This window comes from Streptomyces sp. NPDC006261, from assembly GCF_040613515.1.
In the GTDB taxonomy this organism is placed as follows: domain Bacteria; phylum Actinomycetota; class Actinomycetes; order Streptomycetales; family Streptomycetaceae; genus Streptomyces.
Map to the genome: position 1 here is coordinate 13,269 of NZ_JBEXSI010000042.1, position 17,014 is coordinate 30,282.

Genomic DNA, 17,014 nt, shown 5'->3' on the forward strand with positions numbered 1-17,014 from the left:
GCAGGAGGGACCAGGAAAGGCGTGAAGGCATCGCACGCGGCGGTCACATCCGGCTCAGGATCGCCTGCTTCGCCGTACTGAACTCCTCATCCGTGAGGACCCCGGCCCGGTGCAGCTCACCCAGCTCCCGCAGCCGCCGTAGCAGTACGTCGTGATCGTCGACGGGCCGTACGGCGGCGGGCGCGGGCGCCTTGGTGAGGGCCGGGGGCCCGGCGGGCGCGTCCACGGCCGTCCGGGCCTGCGGCAGCCGGGCCAGCACCGCCGCCGCGACCACGACCGCCGTGTACTCCTTCTTGGACATCCCCCACAGCTCCAGGGAGTACGGGTCGTACTTCGGCGGGGCCGAGACCGGCCCGTCGACCGGCTCGAACCGCAGGTAACCGTTCTCCAGGCCTATCGCGGGCAGCCAGCGCACCCCCGCGATCCGCGACAGCGGGAAGGCCGCCGGGCCGCTCGCGGTCTTGGACTCCTCGGCCTTCCAGTTCCAGGTGAGCCGCACGGTCTCGCCGTCGAAGGACGCCGTACCGTCGCCGCCTCCGCCGGAGACCGGCAGAGAGGGCCCCGGCAGCAGGAACCGGTCCACCGGCCCCTCGGGGACCCGCTCGATCAGCAGCGCGTTGCGGACCTCGTCGACGACGTACTCCGCCACCCCTGTGCGGTCCTTCTCCACGGTCAGGGCGTACGGGTCGGCACCGTCCTTGAGGCGGCCGTCGGCGGCCCGCAGAACCGGGCAGGCGCCCCCGCGCAGCCGGAGCCGCAGTCGGCCGCCCTTGCGGTCCGGCTCGAACGAGATGCCGGCCAAGGCCTCCACGGGGACGGCGAGTTCACCCAGCGCCAGCCGGACCGGATGCGCCCTGCCTCCCGGCACGATGCGTACCGTCTCCCCGTCGAACGTCCACGTGCCGTCGCGCTGGATGATTTCTGCCATGCCCGCGATTCTGCCAGCCGGCCGCCGGGGCGAACCCTGGTCCTTGACCCGTCCGCAGCCGCGCGATAGGCGTCACGGGCGTTCGGCCGGCCCCCAGATCCACAGGCAGGACCCGTCGGAGGGACGAGTTTGTGCGACAGCGACGTACGACCCGGCAGGCCCGGGGCGCGACCCGGCAGCAGGCTTCGCGCAGTACGGCCCGGGCAGGCCGCCGGATCCCGGTCGTGCGACCTCTGATGGCGTACGGGGAACCGCCCGGGCACCGCCTGGGCGGGGACGGGTACGAGCTGTCCGAGGGGGTGACTGGGAGACGTACAAGGCGCGCGCCTCGCCGCCCAGGGGCCGCGGCTGACCGAGCTGGGGGATCGACTTCTACCGCTGCCCGCAGGTGGACCGGAGCTGACGGCGGCAAGCGAGGTGAGCGCCCGGGGGACCGTCCCAGGGCGCTCACCGGTCCGTGATGACCGCTCAGAACTTCGCGATCGGGTTCTCAAGGCGGCCCACCAGCTGCAGAGCGCCCGCCGGGTCGTTGAGATCGACCATCTGCTGGTTGTTGCGCAGCTGGAGGCGGTTGAGGCAGGAGAGCGCGAACTCCGCCTCGAAAAGGTCGTACTGCTCGAACTTCTCCGCGAGGTACGGCGCCGACTCCTGGTAGCCGCGTACGCACGCGGCGACCGTCCGCCAGAAGGTGTCCTCGTCCAGGACCCCCTCGGTGGCCAGGCCCGCGCCCAGGAAGCGGAAGAAGCAGTCGAAGACATCGGTGAAGACCGACAGCAGCTTCATGTCCTCGGGGACCTCGGCCCGGATCCGGTCGACCTTCGGCGGCAGCACCGCGTCCGGGTCCATGACCGCGATCTCCTCGGCGATGTCCTTGAAGATCGTCCGGGTGACGACCCCGTCCTCCACGACCAGGATCACGTTCTCGCCGTGCGGCATGTAGACCAGGTCGTAGGCGTAGAAGCTGTGCAGCACCGGCACCAGGTAGGCGTCCAGGTAGTGCCGCAGCCACACCTGCGCGTCGAGCCCGGACTCCTCGATGAGGGCTGCGGCCAGCGAGCGGCCCTCGTGGTCGGTGTGGAGCAGGGAAGCCATCGTCGCGACCCGCTCGCCCGGCTCCAGACCCGCGACGGGGCTCTCGCGCCAGAGCGCGGCCAGCATCTTCAGGTACGGGGAGCCCTTGGCGGTGGCCGCCTCGTAACCCCGGTGGTGGTAGCCGATCGCGGCCCGCTCCCGGATGATCGAGAACCGGGCGGCCCGCAGCAGGCTGTCGCGCTCGATCAGTCCGGCCAGCCAGTCGTTGATGGCGGGCGTGGCCTCCATGTAGGCGGCCGAGAGGCCGCGCATGAATCCCATGTTCAGGACGGACAGGGCCGTTTTGACGTAGTGCTTCTCGGGGTGGTCGGTGTTGAAGAACGTACGGATCGACTGCTGGGCCAGGTAGGCGTCCTCGCTCTCCCCGAGCACGACCAGGTGGCGCTGGGCCAGCTCACCGGCGAAGGTGACGGCGAGCTTGTTCCACCACTGCCAGGGGTGCACGGGCAGCAGGAAGTACGCGTCCGGGTCCAGGCCGAGCGAGCGCAGGGCGGCGGCGAACCGCTCCCGGGTCGCCTCGCTCAACTCGCCCCCGACCAAGGTGTCGTAGTCCAGCCCGGCGCCCGCCGTGAAGGTGGCCCGGTCGCGGCGGGCGGCCAGCCACACCAGCCGGACCGGGGAGGCGGCCTCGGGGGCGTACGCGCGGTACTCGTCGACCCCGAAACCGAGTCGGCCGTTGTTGGCCACGAAGCAGGGGTGGCCCTCGGTCATCCCGGTTTCGATGGCCTGGAAACCGGCGGCGACGAGCTGGCGTGAGGTGGCCGGTTCCTTGGTGAGTTTGTAGGCAGTTCCGGCCAGAGTGGAGGAGACCTCCTCCAGGTAGACCGGCAGGATCTCCTCGGTCAGTCCGAGCGCCACCCGCAGTTCGATGAAGAACTCCAGTGCGTCGAGGTGAACTTCGACCCCGTGGCGGTGCCGCGTGATCGACTCGGCCCCGATCTGCCAGTGGTCCAGAGCGAAGAGGCGTGCGGTGAAACGGTACTCCGTGCCCGCGTCGTCGCTACGGACGGTGTAGCGGTCCTCGCCCAGGGGAGCAGGGGTCAGCAGCCGTTCGTGGCTGAATTCCGCCAGTGCTTTGCGGACCAGCAGTCGGTTTGCGGTGGCCCAGCGACCCGGGGAGAGGTGGGCGACGCTGTCGGTGAGGGCGGTCGTCATCGGTCGGTTCCTCCGGTTGCTGCTTCGAACTGCTCGCGGGTGCAGGCGCTGAGCAGTGCGTCCTTCTCCGGTTTGGCGATCTCCCGGAGGACCTCGAAGCCGACGGCCTTGTTGAGGGCCTGCACGGCGCTGTTGGTCACGTCGGGCTCGACGACGACGCGGCGTACCGAGGGGTCGGCGAAGAGGAACTCCATCACGGCGGTGATCACGGCCCGGGTGAAGCCGTGCACGGGGGTGTCGGTCGGCGCGACCAGGAAGTGCATCCCGACATCGCCGGGCTCCGCCTCGTACAGCCCCTTCAGTTCGACCTCGGTGGGGTCGTACCGCTCGATCAGGAACGCGGGCTCGCCGTCGTGCAGGCCGATGAAGGCGTCGTGGTGCGGGTGTGCGGCGATCGCCATGTACTCCCGTTCCACGTCCTGGAGTTTCGCGCCGCCCATCAGCCAGAAGGCGGCCTTGGGGTGGGTCACCCAGCCGTGCACGCGCTCGGCGTCGGCGAGGGGGTCGAGCGGGCGGACGGTGAAAGCGCCGAGTGCGTCGGAGGTCCCGGCTTCGGCGCGGCTGGTCTCGGGGCGGCTCATATCGCGAACTCCTGGAAGGCGATGGACTTCTCGACCGGGTAGTACTCACGGCCGAGCAGTTCGCCGATGATGTACGCGTTGCGGTAGGCACCCATGCCGAGGTCGGGCGAGGTGATCGAGTGGGTGTGCACCCCCGCGTTCTGCAGGAAGATCCCGCGCCCGGTGGTGTCGATGCTGTAGTTGCGGGCCACGTCGAAGCGGCCCCGGCTGTCGTGGCGCAGTCGGCCCTCGACGGGCGCCAGGAAGGCGGGCGCCTCGTAGCGGTAGCCGGTGGCGAGGATGAGGCCCTCGGTGGTCAGGGAGTAGTCCTTGCCCTGCTCCTCCTGGCGCAGCCCCAGGCTGTAGGCGCCGCCCTCCTCGTCGTAACGCGCGCTGAGCAGAGCTGAGTTGGTGAGCAGCCGGGTCGGGACCGGGCCGGGGAGGTTCTTCTGGTAGAGCAGGTCGAAGATCGCGTCGATCAGCTCCCCGTCGATGCCCTTGAACAGCCCCTTCTGCCCGGTCTCCAGCCGGTAGCGGGTCTCCTCGGGCAGCGCGTGGAAGTAGTCGATGTACTCCGGGGAGGTCATCTCCAGCGTGAGCTTCGTGTACTCCAGAGGGAAGAACCGCGGGGAGCGCGTCACCCAGTTGAGCCGGTAGCCGTACGTGTCGATCTCGGAGAGCAGGTCGTAGTAGATCTCCGCCGCGCTCTGCCCGCTGCCGACCAGGGTGATCGACCGCTTCTTCTGGAGCTCGGCCTTCCCCTGCAGGTAACGGGAGTTGTGCAGGAAGTCGCCGCCGAGTCCGTGGCACGCCTCGGGGACGTACGGCGGGGTTCCGGTGCCGAGGACCAGGTGCCGGGAGCGCAGGACGGTCCCGGCGGCGGTGGTCACGGTGTAGAGCTCGTCACCCTCGTCGTACGTCACCGCCTCCACGGTCTCGTTGAACCGGATGCTGCTCAGTCTGGCGGCGGCCCAGCGGCAGTAGTCGTTGTACTCGGTCCGCAGCGGGTAGAAGTTCTCCCTGATGTAGAACGAGTAGAGTCTGCCGCGCTCCTTGAGGTAGTTGAGGAACGAGTACGGCGAGGTCGGGTCGGCCATGGTGACCAGGTCCGACATGAACGGCGTCTGGAGATGGGCGCCTTCGAGGAACATCCCGGAGTGCCACTCGAAGTCCGGCTTGGACTCCAGGAAGACGCCGTTCAGTTCGTCGATCGGCTCGGTCAGGCAGGCCAGTCCGAGATTGAACGGGCCGAGCCCGATCCCGATGAAGTCGTGGGGGTCAGGAAGCGCGGTCAAGGGAGTCTCCCAGGTACTGCTCGGCGTGGCCGGAGATCAGGTCGAGGACCGCGGCGATGTCTTCCACGGTCGTTTCGGGGTTGAGAAGGGTGAACTTCAGGTACTGCCGGTCGCCGACCTTGGTGCCCGCGACGATCGCCTCGCCGGAGGCGAACAGCGCCTTGCGGGCGTAGAGGTTGGCGCGGTCGATGTCGTCCGGGGAGGTGACGCCGGAGGGGATGTAGCGGAAGACGAGCGTGGAGAGCTGCGGCTGGACCACCACGTCGAAGCGCGGGTCGGCGGCGAGCAGCTTCCCGCCCTCGGCCGCCAGGTCGCAGACCTCGTCGAACAGCTCACCGATGCCGTCGGCGCCCATGACGCGCAGCGTCATCCACAGCTTGAGCGCGTCGAACCGGCGGGTCGTCTGGAGGGACTTGTCGACCTGGTTGGGTATCCGCTCCTCGGCCATCCGGCGCGGGTTCAGATACTCCGCGTGGTACGTGGCATGGCGCAGGGTCGCCCGGTCGCGGACCAGCACGGCCGAGGAACTCACGGGCTGGAAGAAGGACTTGTGGTAGTCGACGGTCACCGAGTCTGCGCGGTCGATGCCTTCGAGGAGCCCGCGCCGCACGCGCGAGGCCAGCAGCCCGCAGCCGTAGGCGGCGTCCACATGCATCCAGGTGGCGAACCGCTCACACAGTGCGGCTGTCTCGGGCAGCGGGTCGATGGAGCCGAAGTCCGTGGTGCCGGCGGTCGCGACGACGGCCATCGGCACGGCGCCTTCGGCGACGCACTGCTCCAGGGCGTGGGCGAGGGCCACGGTCTGCATGCGCTTGTTGCCGTCGACCGGGATGGAGACGACCGCGTCCGGGCCGAGGCCGAGGAGTTTGGCGGACTTCTGCACGCTGAAGTGGCTGCACTCGGAGGTGAAGACCCGCAGCCGGGTGTAGTGCTCGGGCCGGATCTTCGCCTCCTCCCGGGCCAGCAGCAGGGCCTGGAGGTTGGACTGGGTACCGCCGCTGGTGAAGATGCCGTCGGCGGCCGGTCCGAGGCCGATCCGCTCGGTGGTCCAGTCGATCAGCCGGCGCTCGATGAGAGTGCCGCCCGCGCTCTGGTCCCAGGTGTCCAGGGAGGAGTTGACCGCGGAGAGGACCGCCTCGCCGAGGACGGCGGGGATGACGACCGGGCAGTTGAGGTGGCCCAGGTAGCGGGGGTGGTGGAAGTAGACGGCGTCGCGGAGATAGACCTCGCCTAGCTCGTCCAGGGCGGCGGCGGCGTCGCCCAGCGGCCGGTCGAGGTCGATCGCGTCGATGAGGGGGGAGAGCTCGTCGACACCGATCCCGCTGAAGGGGCGCTCGGTGGCGGCGAGTTTGGCCGCGACCCGTTCCACTCCTGCGGTGACGGTACGCCGGTAGTGCTCCGCAGTCGTGTTGTTGAGCAGGTGCGAACGCATGAGGGGGTCCTCCCGGGTGAGGGGAACTTCATCGCGTCCCTCCGGGCAGAAAGGAGGGACGAGGGACGCGATGTCGAAGTGAGGTTAGCCTAACCTAATGCGATCACTGGCTGTCCCTCGCCCCCCGGTGAGTACGAAGTCGCCCGCTTTGATGCGCTTGTGAGGTGCCGCTGGGTCCGCCGTGGGGCTACTCCCTGGCCGCGGCCCGCGCGATCGTCTCCGCCCGCAGCTGCTCCTCGCTGAGCCCGCGCCGCCAGTACCCGACGAAGGTGACCCGCTTGCGGTCGAAGCCGCGCTCCTGGACCAGGTGGCGGCGGAGTGCCCGCACCTGGGACGACTCGCCCGCGATCCAGGCGTACGGGGTGCCCTCCGGCAGCTCGCCGGCGCGCACCGCCTCCACGGCGGGCAGGGCGCCCTCGCTCCGGACGAGCCAGCTGACCCGGGCCTTGGCCGCGGTGTTGAGGGCCTGCCGGTCCTCCGTCTTCGGCACCTCCAGCCAGACCCGGGCCGGCATCCCGGCGGGCAGCCACTCCAGGGCGGCGGAGGCGGCGGGCAGGGCGGTCTCGTCGGCCCAGATGAGCACCCAGTCGGTGTCCCCCGGGGGCCGGAAGCGCACGGAGGTGTTGTCCCCGACCGCGGGCCCCAGCACCTTGAGCGGGTCGCCCGCCGTGGCCGTGAGTGCCCAGCGGGAGGCCGGACCGCCGTCACCGTGGAGCGCGAAGTCGATGTCCACCTCGGTGGAGCCGTCGGCCTTCACGCGCTGGGCCCGCACGGTGTACGACCGCATCACCGCCCGTACGTCCGCGGGCAGCGCCCGCCACTTCGGGTACCAGGCCCCGTCCTCACCCTCCGGCACCACGGCCTCGCTCTGCCCGGGGTGCGGCAGGAAGACCGACAGGCTCTGGTCGCGGCCCCCGGCGCTGAACCCGTCGGCTCCGGGCCCGCCCAGCGTGATCCGGAGCATGGAGGGGCCGAGCCGCCTGACCCGCAGGACGATCAGGTCGAAGAACCGGAACGGGGCGACATGGGGAACGTTGGCAGTCGTCGTCAACGAGGGCTCCTCCGGGGCGGGCCAGGAGCAGCGGGCGGAGGTGCCCGGCTCCGGCGAGGGCAGTCCGAAGAAGGTTAGCCTAACCTTGCTAGGCGGTCACGGTGCGGCATCCCCGCCGACCGTCGGCTTTACGCCCCGAAGTCGGCCCGGCAGGCGTCGAGGCCCTCCACGGCGACGTCGACGCTGCGGTGCTTCTGCCAACCGGCCCGGTCCAGCCGCAGCCGCTGCAAGGTGGCGGCCTCCCCGCGGATCACGTGGACCTGGAGGCCGTCGGGCTCGTACCCGAGCCGCCGTGAGACGCCGAGCGAACCGGCGTTGTCCGTCCTTGCCTCGGAGACGGCGTACCGGGCGCCGAGCCCCTCGAAGGCCAGATGGAGGGCGGCGGCCCGCATCTCCGTGCCCATGCCCTGGCCCTGATGGGGGAGGCCGAGCCACGACCCGGTCACCACTTCGCGCCGTACGCCGAACTCCTGGCCCATCACGTCCTGCCGCCCCACGACCTTGCCCTCGTGGAGGACGGCCAGGGAGAGGTGCCACTCCTGGGCCGTCCACCCGGCGATGGTGCTCAGCACATGCTGGTACGTGGCCCGGCCGACCTCGTCGGGCTCGCCGTCGGTCCACGGCACGAGGAACGGCATCCGGTCCGGGGCGTGCACCCCGCCCGCTCCGACCGAGGCCAGCTCGTCGAGGAGGACCTCGTCGGGCAGGCGCAGTTCGAGGCGGGGGGTACGGATCCGGAGACCGCGGAGGGGCCAGTATCGGTGGCTCATGCGGGGACTTTGCCGGACGGGAGGCCGGATTGTCGAACGCGAGAGTGCTGTGCGACGGGTGCGTGAGGCGTACGCCCAGGAGCGCATCTCGCACGAGGAGATGGACGCGCGCCCCGGCCAGGTGCTCGCCGCCGCGACGCTCGGCGAGCTGGCGTCCGCCCTTGCCCCGCTTCCGGCGGAGGACCCCGGCGTCACGTCGACGATCGGCGCCGCCGGGGGACGCATCAAGCGGCGTGGTCCGTGGCTCGTGCCCAGGGTCCTCAAAGTCGAATCCGCCTTCGGGCGGGTGCGGCTGGATCTGTCCCGCGCGCTCATGGAGCACCCGGTCGTCGACATCGAGCTGAGCCTCGGCACCGGCAGCGCGGTCATCATCGTCCCGCGCGAGGCGATCGTCGGGACCGAGGGCCTGTCGACGGGCTGGAAGGATCTGCGCTACCGACCTCGGCGGCCCTCCGGCCCTGGCGCGGCCCGTATCCGCCTCTCCGGAGCGATGGGATACGGGCGGCTGAGGATCCGCCACGCCTGGCGGTGAGGCCCCGCCGGCCCGGAAGCCGGTGTCGGCGACATGCCCTGTTGGTCAGGTCTTCCTTCCCATCGCGGACCCCTGCGGCAAGACCGGGCCGAGCTCTGTGGCGCACGTGCGCGGACGGGCAGCAGTTGGCATCGTCATCCGGTCTCGGCCTGGCGGAGCCGGCTGCGCGGGGCCTCGTCCTGGATGCCGGGGTTCTTCGCGACGTGCGCTGTCGGGTGGCCGGTGGTGGGACCTCATGGATTGCGCGCTCGCGCAGTTCGTCCGGGTGTCTACAGGGTGCTGCCATGTCCGGAGTGGGTGGCCGGGCAAGCGTGACCTCGCGGGATCATCGCCGGTGACGCGTCAGTAGAGCCCTGCCCGCCGTGCGATGTCCTCGCCGTGCTGCATGCGGCTGCGGGCGTCGTCGCCCAGGGCCGTGATGACGCCTGCCACGACGGTCTCCAGTACGGCGAGGGTCGGTACGAGGCTGTCGTAGGGGGAGGGGGCCGTGACCCGGCTGGGCAGGACGACCTCGGCGTGGGGGGCGGCGGGGGAGAGCCAGGTGTCGGTGAACAGGACCACCTTGCCGCCCTGCTCCTGGACGAGTGCGGCGATGGTGGTCTTGTCGCTCTCGTAGCGGCGGTAGTCGAAGACGACCAGCACGTCACGGCGGTTGAGAGCGGCGAGGACGGCGGTGCGTTCGACGTCACGGTCGGGCAGGAACCGTACGTCGTCGCGCAACTGCATCAGGTGCAGGCCGAGGTACTGGGCGAGCAGGTGGGTGAAGCGGCCACCGGCCAGGGTGATGCGGCGCTTGCGGTCCGAGAGGAGCCGCACCGCGTGCTCGAAGTCGTGCGGGGGGAGCTCCGCGAGGGTGGCGGTCACGGCGCCGGTGAAGACCTGGCTGCCGTGGCGTAGAAGTGCGGAGTCCGTGCCGGTGCTTCCGCGCCTACCGCGGTGTGTGCCGTCGTCAGGCGTGCCCGCGTCCTCGGCGTCGTCCGTTCCGCCCCGGCCGAAGCCGGCCGACTCGTAGAGGGAGAGCGGGGAGGCGTTGCGCGCGTCGAGTTCCTCGCGGAGGGCGGCCTGGAAGTCGGGGAAGCCCTGGTAGCCGAGCCGGTTGACGAAGCGGATCACCGTGGGTGCGCTGACGGAGGCCCGGCCCGCGAGTACGGCGATGGTCTCGAACCCGGCCGCCGGGTATCCGGCCAGGAGTACCCGGGCGACCTTGCGCTCGGCCGGGCTGAGCTCGCCCAGCTTCTGCCGGATGTCGTCGGCGAGCGTGGGTGAGGCCATCGTGTCCGGTTCCCTTCCGAGGTGTGCTGGGTCTCCGGGAGCCTACTGGCGGAACAGGCCACGGCTCTCGACCGGTCCCGCCGGAGGGGCCGGGGGCTGCTACCGGTCGGCCACGCGAATGCTCAGCCCGGTCAGCGTCTGCGGCGTGGCGCCGTCGCCGCTCCATGCGGTGAACCCCGGTGCCTTGGTGAAGGTGACCGTGAAGCGCGGCCCGTCCTCGTAGGTCGTGGCCTCGGCCGTGCGCTGGGCACGGGTGGCCGCCAGGGCTCGGGCGGTGGTCAGGAAGGAGTAGGGGGCGCCCGAGGGGTTCGCCACGGAGTGGAACACGTCGGTGTTGGCCGGTACGGGGGTGGTCGTGCGGGGTGCGAGGGGCCGCTTCCCGGGCGCCGGGAGCGTGAGCCGGAGCCGGGGGTCGTAGCGGTCCCCGTCGGTCAGGTAGTCGTAACGCACGCCGGTCAGCGACCAGCTGCCGCCACGCGTCCCGGCCGCCTTCGGCCCCTCGTGCACGCGCGCCCGCCGCAGGTCGAACACGGCGACTCCCCGCGGGCCGATCACCCGTACGCGTTCGCCCGGGCCGCCGGGGTGTTCCACCAGGAGTGCGGTGTTCTCCTCCAGGGCGTACACCCGGTCGTGCCCGGTGTCGGCTGCCAGTCGCATGGCGCGGCCCTCGCGGCCGTACGCCCCGGTGTGGGTGTCGATCAGCCCGGAGCGGAGGAGGCCGAAACCGCCCTGCGGCTCGTATCCGAGGCGTGTCGCGTCCTCGAAGTAGCCCGGGCTGCTGCCGTCGCGGAGCCCCTGGTACGACTCGCCGCCCGTCACCATGCCGGCGCCCGCGGTGATCTGCGCCCCCGCGCTGGAGCCTGACACGACGGCTCCGGCCGCCAGTTTGGCCCGGATGGCCGCGAGTACCTTGGAGTCGGTGTGCGCTGCCCCGTTCAGGAGGGTGGTGAGGTAGCGGGACTGGTCCCCGCCGCCGAAGAAGAACCCGGTCATCGAGTCGACCTGCCGGACGACGGTCTGCGAGTCGGCGTTCGTGATGTGGTCGAGGTCGACGGGGATCCACTGGGCGTCGGCAGCGCCGTGCCGCTTGAACACGTCCGAGTAGTACGCCCCGTTGCACTCGGAGTTGCTGCACCTGTCGGGATCGTCGGCGTACGCGTCCTGGCTGGCGGGCACGGAGGAGGCGGTGATCACGCCGATGCGAGCGCGGTCGCCACCCGCCCGCTCGATGATCTCGCCGTAGACCTGGGTGTTGTCGTCCTTGAGGCCGCCGCCGACGAGCACCAGCGAACCGCTCTTCCGCGATGGCCGGTCGGTGTCCGCGGTGGCGGTCGGGCTGATGGCCAGGGTGAGCACGAGCGCGGCGGCGCCGCCGGTCAGAACGGAACGTCGGGAGCGGAACGGGGGGCGCATGGAACCTCCGAAAGGTCGTGGTGGCGGGAGGAAGGACGGAGAGCGGCAAGCGGTTGTGCTGGGCGGGCGGGTGGCGGGGGCGCCGATGCGCACCACCCGCGGCGGCCGCGCCGTGAGGAGCGGGGCCACCGGGGCGTCACCCGTGCCGGGAGCTGCCCAGCGTGGCGATGAGCGTGGCGAGCAGGGCGACCCGCTCGGGTACGGTCGCTGTGTCGAGCCACTCCTCGGGGGTGTGGTCGGCCCCGCCGACGGGGCCGAGGCCGTCGAGGACGGGCACCCCGACGCCCGCGATGATGTTGGCGTCGCCCACTCCACCGGTCGCGGTCGCCCCCAGGGCGAGGCCGAGTTCCTCGCCCAGGGCGCGGGCCCGGGCCATCATGCGGTGTGTGGTGTCGGTGTCCTCCATGGGAGGGCAAAGGTCGAGCTGTTCCACCACCGCGGTCGTGCCGGGCACGCGGGGCCGGGCCGCGGCCTCCTCGATGGCGGCACGCGCCAGTACCATTCCGGCCGTGGTGGCCGAGCGGATCTCGACGCGCAGCTCCGCTTCCGGGCAGACGATGTTGGTCCGGGTGCCGGCACGCACCACGCCCACGTTGACGGTCACGTCCTCCCAGCGGCCGTTGAGCGCCTGGAGGGCGACGACCAGGTGGGCGGCGGTGAGGGCGGCGTTGGCGCCGCGCTCGGGTTCGATGCCGGAGTGGGCGGCGCGTCCCGTGACCGTGATGAGGAGGTCGGAGACTCCCTTGCGGGCGATGACCAGGGCGCCGTTCTCCCGGGCGCACTCGAGGGCGAGTGCGAAGTGCACTCCCCTGGCGGCCTGTTCGGTGACGGGGCGGCTGACGGGTGAGCCGATCTCCTCGTCGGGGGTGGCGAGGAAGATGATCTCGGCGTACTCCTCGACGCCCGCCTCGGCGAGGATGTCCAGGGCGGTGAGCCCGGCGAGCAGGCCGCCCTTGTCGTCGCTGACGCCGGGGCCGTGCGCGAGCCGCCCGTGGAGGGTGAAGGGGCGGGCGGCGGCGGTGCCGTCGGCGAAGACGGTGTCCATGTGGGCGGCGAGCAGGACGCGCCGCCCGCCTTCCCGGGCCGCGAGCCGGCCGGTCCTGCGGCCGATCAGGACGTCCCCCGTGGTCTCGCCGTCCGCCCCGCCGGGGGTGACTCGCTCGACGGCGAAGCCGAGGGCGGCCAGCCGGGCGGCGGTCCAGTCGGCGACCCGGTTCACCCCGGCGGGGCTGTAGGAACCGGAGTCGATCGCGACCAGACCGGCCAGGTCGGCCAGGAACCCGTCCAGGCGGGCCTCGGCGTACGGCAGCAGATCCTGGGCACGCGGACGCGGTCGGGTGGGCGCGGTCACAGGACCTTGGACAGGAAGGCGCGGGTGCGCTCCTGCTCCGGGTCGACCAGCACGTGCCGGGGGTTCCCGGCCTCGACCACCACGCCGTCGTCCATGAAGACCGCTGTGTCGCCGACCTCCCGGGCGAACCCGATCTCGTGGGTGACGACGACCATGGTCATACCGTCGGCGGCCAGCTGTCGCATGACGTCCAGGACGTCGCCGACGAGCTCGGGGTCGAGCGCGGAGGTCGGCTCGTCGAAGAGCATCAGCTTCGGTTTCATGGCCAGCGCGCGTGCGATGGCCACGCGCTGCTGTTGCCCGCCGGACAGCTGGGCCGGGTAGTGGCCGGCCCGGTCCGCCAGCCCGACCTGCTCCAGCAGCCGCCGCGCATCCGCACGGGCCTCGGCGGTGCTCGTGCCGCTGACGCGGACGGGCGCCTCCATGATGTTCTGTTCGGCGGTCAGGTGGGGGAAGAGGTTGAATCGCTGGAAGACCATGCCGATGTCACGGCGGTGGGCGGCGATCTCCTTCTCCCGCAACTCGTGGAGCCGGGATCCGCGCCGCTGGTAGCCGACGAGTTCCCCCTCGACGGCGAGTGTGCCGCCGTCGATCTTCTCCAGGTGGTTGATGCACCGCAGGAAGGTGGACTTGCCCGAGCCCGAGGGGCCGAGCAGACAGCACACCTGCCCGCGTTCGACGGTGAGGTCGATGCCCTTGAGGACCTCGAGCTTCCCGAAGCGTTTGCGCACGTCTTGGGCGTGCACCATGGGCGTCGTCAACGGCCTTCCGCCTTTCCGGTCTTCGGCGCGGTCGCGCGGCTGACCCCGGTCAGCATCCGCCGCAGCGGGGAGGTGTGGCCTCCGTGTGCGGTGCCCCGGCCGTAGCGGCGCTCCAGCCAGGCCTGCGGAATGCTCAGCAGGCTCACCAGTGCCAGATACCAGAGCGAGGCGACCACGAGCATGGGGATGACCTGGTAGTTCTGCGCGTACACCTCCTGGATGTTCGACATCAGGTCATGCGCGGCGATGACCGAGACCAGCGCGGTCATCTTGAGCATGTTGATCGCCTCGTTGCCCATCGGAGGGATGATCACCCGCATGGCCTGGGGGAGAACGATCCTGCGCATCGTCAGAGCGGGCCGCATACCGAGCGAGTGCGCGGCCTCGGCCTGCCCGGTGTCGACGGACTGGATCCCTGCCCGGACGATCTCCGAGGCGTACGCCGCCTCGTTGAGTCCCAGCGCGAGCAGCGCCGCGACGGCCGGGGTGAGCAGGGAGTTGGTGTCGGCCTGGAAGAAGGTGACGTCGGTGAAGGGGATGCCGATGAGCACGTTCTTGTAGAGGGCGCCCGCGTACCCCCAGAAGATGATCTGGACCAGGAGCGGGGTGCCGCGGAAGGCCCAGACGAACAGGGAGGAGAGGCCGTGGAGGACCGGGTTGGACGACAGGCGCATCACGGCGATGGCGGTGCCCAGGGTGAGCCCGAGGGCCATGGCCGCGACGGTCAGCCACAGGGTGGTGACCAGTCCGTCGAAGATCAGGCCGGCGAAGAGGTAGTCGCCGATGATGTCCCAGCGGAGATTGGCGTTGGTGGCCAGCGACCCGACCAGCCCCGCCAGGGCGAGTACCGAGGCCAGGGCGGCGACCCAGCGGCCGTAGTGACGCACCGGGACGACGGTCAGGTCCTGCTCGGCCGGCGCGGTGCGGGTGTCGAGTGTGGTGGTCATATCAGTCGACCGCTGCGTTCCGAGTGGCTTCCTTGACCGCGATCGAGGCGACGCCGTACTTCTCGAAGATCTTGGTGGCGGTGCCGTCGTCGATCAGGGACTGCAGTGCCTTCTGGATCGCGTCCGTCAGCCCGGGCAGCTTCTTGGAGACGGCGATGCCGTTGGGGGAGGCGTTGTAACCACCGCTCGCGGCGGGGTCGTCGACGACCTCGAAGGCCTGGCCCCCGTCGGCCGTCTTGGCGGTCCAGCCGGCCGCCGGCTTCGTCAGCACCTGGGCGACGACCTTGTCGGCGCGCAGGGCGAGCTGGGCGTCGGAGTCCTTGGGGAACGTCTGCACGCCGATCTCGCCACGGCCCGCCTTCCTGCACTCCTTCTGGTGCGTCTTCAGGAGGTCGAACTGGTTCGTGGCCGCCTGGACGGCGACCTTCTTGCCGCACAGGCCGTCGAGCGTGGTGATCTTCTCCGGGTTGCCCTTGACGACCATGATCCCGGAGCCGGAGACGGAGTAGTCGACGAAGTCGACGACCGCCTGGCGCTCCTTGTTGTCCGTCATCGCGGACATCGCCACATCGAACTTGCCGGCCTGAATGGCGGGCACGATGCCGTCGAACTTCTGCGGGGTGAAAGCGAACGTCACACCGAGCCGGGCGCCGATCGCCTGACCGAGGTCGTAGTCCAGGCCGGTCAGCTCCTTCTCCCCCTCGGTCACGAACATCTCGAAGGGGGCGTAGGGCACGTCGGTGGCCACGCGCACGGTGCCGGACTTCTTCACGGCGCTCGGCAGCGTCTCGTGCAGCTCCGCGTCCCTTTCGACGGTCACCCCCGCGACCTCCAGCGACGCGGGAGTCCTGGCCGCGGCGGCACTGCCGCCACCCTCTCCGCAGCCCGTGAGCGCCAGCAGGACGGTGCTGGTCAGTGCGGCGGCGGTCACTGCGCGACCGGAGACGTGGGCGTACTTCATGTCGTTCCCTCCTGGAGCAATTCCGGCCGGCGGCGACTTCCTCGCCCGGCCCGTCCCAGAAGTTACACACTGCGGCCCATTCTGCATAGATGTAACGACAGTTACGTCCTCGCGATGCGCCATCGCGCTGCGGGAAACATGCCCCACGCGCCCTGTCCGGGGCGGTCGATGCGGCAATCCCGCCGCGCGATGCCCGGTGTCGGTGATTGCTGCCGCGTTACATCTGGCGCACTGCACCGCGTGTCTGTACTTTCCATCACCACCGACTCCCAGTCGGTCCCCGACTCCTCCACCCTCCGGAGAGCTCCGTGATCCGTACCACCCCCCTGCGGCTGGCGACCTGCCTCGCCGCGTCCCTGGCCCTGCTGGCCCCCGCCCTCATCACCGCGGAACCGGCCCACGCCGCCGCCAAACGCATCCGGCTGGGCAGCCTGGCCGACGTCAGCCGCGGCAGCTGGTCCGGTCCCGCGTACACCATGAACGGTTCCGGCGGGGTCGTCGCCGCGACCATGAGCAGAGCCATCGACGCCATCCGCGGTGGTACGGGCTCCCTCGACGTCGTCGTCCTCGCCGGCTCCGCACCCACCTCCGGCAGCGCGACGCCCGAGTGCGACACGGTCATGGGCCTGGCCGGCGTCAACTCCTGTACCACCTGGACCCTCACGCGCCGCAGCGACGGTGACAACAGCGCGGCCAACACCGACATCCGCAACGCCGAGTTCGTCTACTTCGCCGGTGGCGACCAGTGCGACTACGCCGACTGGAAGGGCACCGCCCTCCAGAACTCCGTGAAGTCCGTCGTCGCCAAGGGCGGCGGCTCCGGAGGCGGCAGCGCGGGGCACCACATCAACAGCGCCGTCGTCTACGACGCCTGCCGCGGCAGCGTCACCTCCGGCGAGGCGCTCTACGACCCCTACGATCCGGCGGTCACCTTCACCACCGGCATGTTCTCCTGGCCGAACTACGCGGGCACCATCAACGACTCACACTTCGTCACCCGCGATCGCATGGGCCGCACCATGGCCTTCGTCGCCCGGGCGATCGAGGACGGTCTCACCACCGGCGGGGCCGCGTGGGGCGTCGGCGTGGACGACGGCGGATCCCTCTTCATCGACGGGAACGGCAGAGCGACCGTCGCCGGCGCCGACACCTTCGTCGTCCTGGGCGACCACCGCCCCGAGCAGGCCGACCCCGACCGTTATCTCAGCTACGACGGCTACAAGATCTGGCGACTGCGCCCCGGCCAGACCTACGACTTCAAGAACCGCCCCACCTGTGGCTACTACCTGCGCAGCGTCGTCAGAGGCGTCTTGGACCGCAACCTCTACGACGGGACGCCGCTCACGAACTGCGGTTGAGTCCGACGCGGCCCTCTCACCCCCGCCCGGCGCAGCGTCAGCATCCGGTCGGCGCGGCCGCCGGGCGGCAGCTCTGAGGGAAGGTCCGCGCGCGAGGAGAGCGTGGGTGCATCCACGACATGAGAAGGAAGGCCGA

The 17,014-nt window shown here is 70.8% G+C and carries 15 protein-coding genes; 2 read left to right on the forward strand and 13 right to left on the reverse strand.

The genetic code is table 11. The features are described 5' to 3' along the window. Window positions 1-43 precede the first annotated feature (43 nt). The 7 genes from ABZ154_RS24940 to ABZ154_RS24970 form a co-directional block, all read right to left on the reverse strand. Window positions 44-928 (reverse strand): DUF4429 domain-containing protein, encoded by an 885-nt coding sequence (locus ABZ154_RS24940; protein ID WP_356836085.1) that lies wholly within the window; start codon window positions 926-928, stop codon window positions 44-46. Between the two features lie 468 nt (window positions 929-1,396). After that, the gene (locus ABZ154_RS24945) at window positions 1,397-3,175 is read right to left on the reverse strand and encodes an IucA/IucC family siderophore biosynthesis protein (protein ID WP_356836087.1); all 1,779 of its coding nucleotides are present in this window, start codon (window positions 3,173-3,175) and stop codon (window positions 1,397-1,399) included. Next, window positions 3,172-3,756, reverse strand: coding sequence for a GNAT family N-acetyltransferase (locus ABZ154_RS24950; protein WP_356836089.1), 585 nt, complete (start codon window positions 3,754-3,756; stop codon window positions 3,172-3,174). Before ABZ154_RS24950 ends, ABZ154_RS24945 begins: the two co-directional genes overlap by 4 nt. After that, the gene (locus ABZ154_RS24955) at window positions 3,753-5,030 is read right to left on the reverse strand and encodes a lysine N(6)-hydroxylase/L-ornithine N(5)-oxygenase family protein (protein ID WP_356836091.1); all 1,278 of its coding nucleotides are present in this window, start codon (window positions 5,028-5,030) and stop codon (window positions 3,753-3,755) included. Before ABZ154_RS24955 ends, ABZ154_RS24950 begins: the two co-directional genes overlap by 4 nt. Then, entirely contained in the window at window positions 5,014-6,462 is a 1,449-nt protein-coding gene (locus ABZ154_RS24960; RefSeq protein WP_356836093.1) for an aspartate aminotransferase family protein, read from the reverse strand. Before ABZ154_RS24960 ends, ABZ154_RS24955 begins: the two co-directional genes overlap by 17 nt. A 187-nt stretch (window positions 6,463-6,649) precedes the next feature. Further along, on the reverse strand, window positions 6,650-7,513 hold the full coding sequence (locus ABZ154_RS24965) for a siderophore-interacting protein (RefSeq protein WP_356836095.1): 864 nt from the start codon (window positions 7,511-7,513) through the stop codon (window positions 6,650-6,652). Between the two features lie 128 nt (window positions 7,514-7,641). After that, window positions 7,642-8,283 (reverse strand): GNAT family protein, encoded by a 642-nt coding sequence (locus ABZ154_RS24970; protein ID WP_356836097.1) that lies wholly within the window; start codon window positions 8,281-8,283, stop codon window positions 7,642-7,644. Here ABZ154_RS24970 and ABZ154_RS24975 point away from each other — a divergent pair. Then, window positions 8,282-8,815, forward strand: coding sequence for a DUF1707 domain-containing protein (locus ABZ154_RS24975; protein WP_356836099.1), 534 nt, complete (start codon window positions 8,282-8,284; stop codon window positions 8,813-8,815). The genes ABZ154_RS24970 and ABZ154_RS24975 overlap by 2 nt on opposite strands. Window positions 8,816-9,157: 342 nt before the next feature. Here the strand turns inward: ABZ154_RS24975 and ABZ154_RS24980 are convergent, their stop codons facing one another. From ABZ154_RS24980 to ABZ154_RS25005, 6 genes are all read right to left on the reverse strand, one after another. Next, entirely contained in the window at window positions 9,158-10,087 is a 930-nt protein-coding gene (locus ABZ154_RS24980; RefSeq protein WP_356836101.1) for a MurR/RpiR family transcriptional regulator, read from the reverse strand. 99 nt (window positions 10,088-10,186) lie between these two features. Continuing rightward, window positions 10,187-11,500 carry a cyanophycinase gene (locus tag ABZ154_RS24985; protein ID WP_356836103.1) on the reverse strand — a complete coding sequence of 438 codons (1,314 nt, stop codon included), beginning with the start codon at window positions 11,498-11,500 and terminating at the stop codon, window positions 10,187-10,189. Window positions 11,501-11,636: 136 nt separating this feature from the next. Continuing rightward, entirely contained in the window at window positions 11,637-12,851 is a 1,215-nt protein-coding gene (locus tag ABZ154_RS24990) for a M20 family metallopeptidase (protein ID WP_356836105.1), read from the reverse strand. Continuing rightward, window positions 12,848-13,600, reverse strand: a complete 753-nt coding sequence (locus ABZ154_RS24995) for an amino acid ABC transporter ATP-binding protein (RefSeq protein WP_356836163.1) — start codon at window positions 13,598-13,600, stop codon at window positions 12,848-12,850. Before ABZ154_RS24995 ends, ABZ154_RS24990 begins: the two co-directional genes overlap by 4 nt. Before the next feature lie 8 nt (window positions 13,601-13,608). Then, on the reverse strand, window positions 13,609-14,559 hold the full coding sequence (locus ABZ154_RS25000) for an amino acid ABC transporter permease (protein WP_356836107.1): 951 nt from the start codon (window positions 14,557-14,559) through the stop codon (window positions 13,609-13,611). 1 nt (window position 14,560) lies between these two features. Beyond that, window positions 14,561-15,520, reverse strand: coding sequence for an ABC transporter substrate-binding protein (locus ABZ154_RS25005; protein ID WP_356836109.1), 960 nt, complete (start codon window positions 15,518-15,520; stop codon window positions 14,561-14,563). 308 nt (window positions 15,521-15,828) lie between these two features. Here ABZ154_RS25005 and ABZ154_RS25010 point away from each other — a divergent pair, with 308 nt between their 5' ends. After that, the gene (locus ABZ154_RS25010; protein WP_356836111.1) at window positions 15,829-16,878 is read left to right on the forward strand and encodes a hypothetical protein; all 1,050 of its coding nucleotides are present in this window, start codon (window positions 15,829-15,831) and stop codon (window positions 16,876-16,878) included. Window positions 16,879-17,014: the final 136 nt, after the last annotated feature.

Bases quoted from the DNA above. Each gene is read 5' to 3' on its own strand.
- ABZ154_RS24940 (WP_356836085.1), bottom strand. From the start codon at position 928: ATGGCAGAAATCATCCAGCGCGACGGCACGTGGACGTTCGACGGGGAG.
- ABZ154_RS24945 (WP_356836087.1), bottom strand. From the start codon at position 3,175: ATGACGACCGCCCTCACCGACAGCGTCGCCCACCTCTCCCCGGGTCGC.
- ABZ154_RS24950 (WP_356836089.1), bottom strand. From the start codon at position 3,756: ATGAGCCGCCCCGAGACCAGCCGCGCCGAAGCCGGGACCTCCGACGCA.
- ABZ154_RS24960 (WP_356836093.1), bottom strand. From the start codon at position 6,462: ATGCGTTCGCACCTGCTCAACAACACGACTGCGGAGCACTACCGGCGT.
- ABZ154_RS24975 (WP_356836099.1), top strand. From the start codon at position 8,282: ATGCGGGGACTTTGCCGGACGGGAGGCCGGATTGTCGAACGCGAGAGT.
- ABZ154_RS24970 (WP_356836097.1), bottom strand. From the start codon at position 8,283: ATGAGCCACCGATACTGGCCCCTCCGCGGTCTCCGGATCCGTACCCCC.
- ABZ154_RS24980 (WP_356836101.1), bottom strand. From the start codon at position 10,087: ATGGCCTCACCCACGCTCGCCGACGACATCCGGCAGAAGCTGGGCGAG.
- ABZ154_RS24985 (WP_356836103.1), bottom strand. From the start codon at position 11,500: ATGCGCCCCCCGTTCCGCTCCCGACGTTCCGTTCTGACCGGCGGCGCC.
- ABZ154_RS24995 (WP_356836163.1), bottom strand. From the start codon at position 13,600: ATGGTGCACGCCCAAGACGTGCGCAAACGCTTCGGGAAGCTCGAGGTC.
- ABZ154_RS25000 (WP_356836107.1), bottom strand. From the start codon at position 14,559: ATGACCACCACACTCGACACCCGCACCGCGCCGGCCGAGCAGGACCTG.
- ABZ154_RS25005 (WP_356836109.1), bottom strand. From the start codon at position 15,520: ATGAAGTACGCCCACGTCTCCGGTCGCGCAGTGACCGCCGCCGCACTG.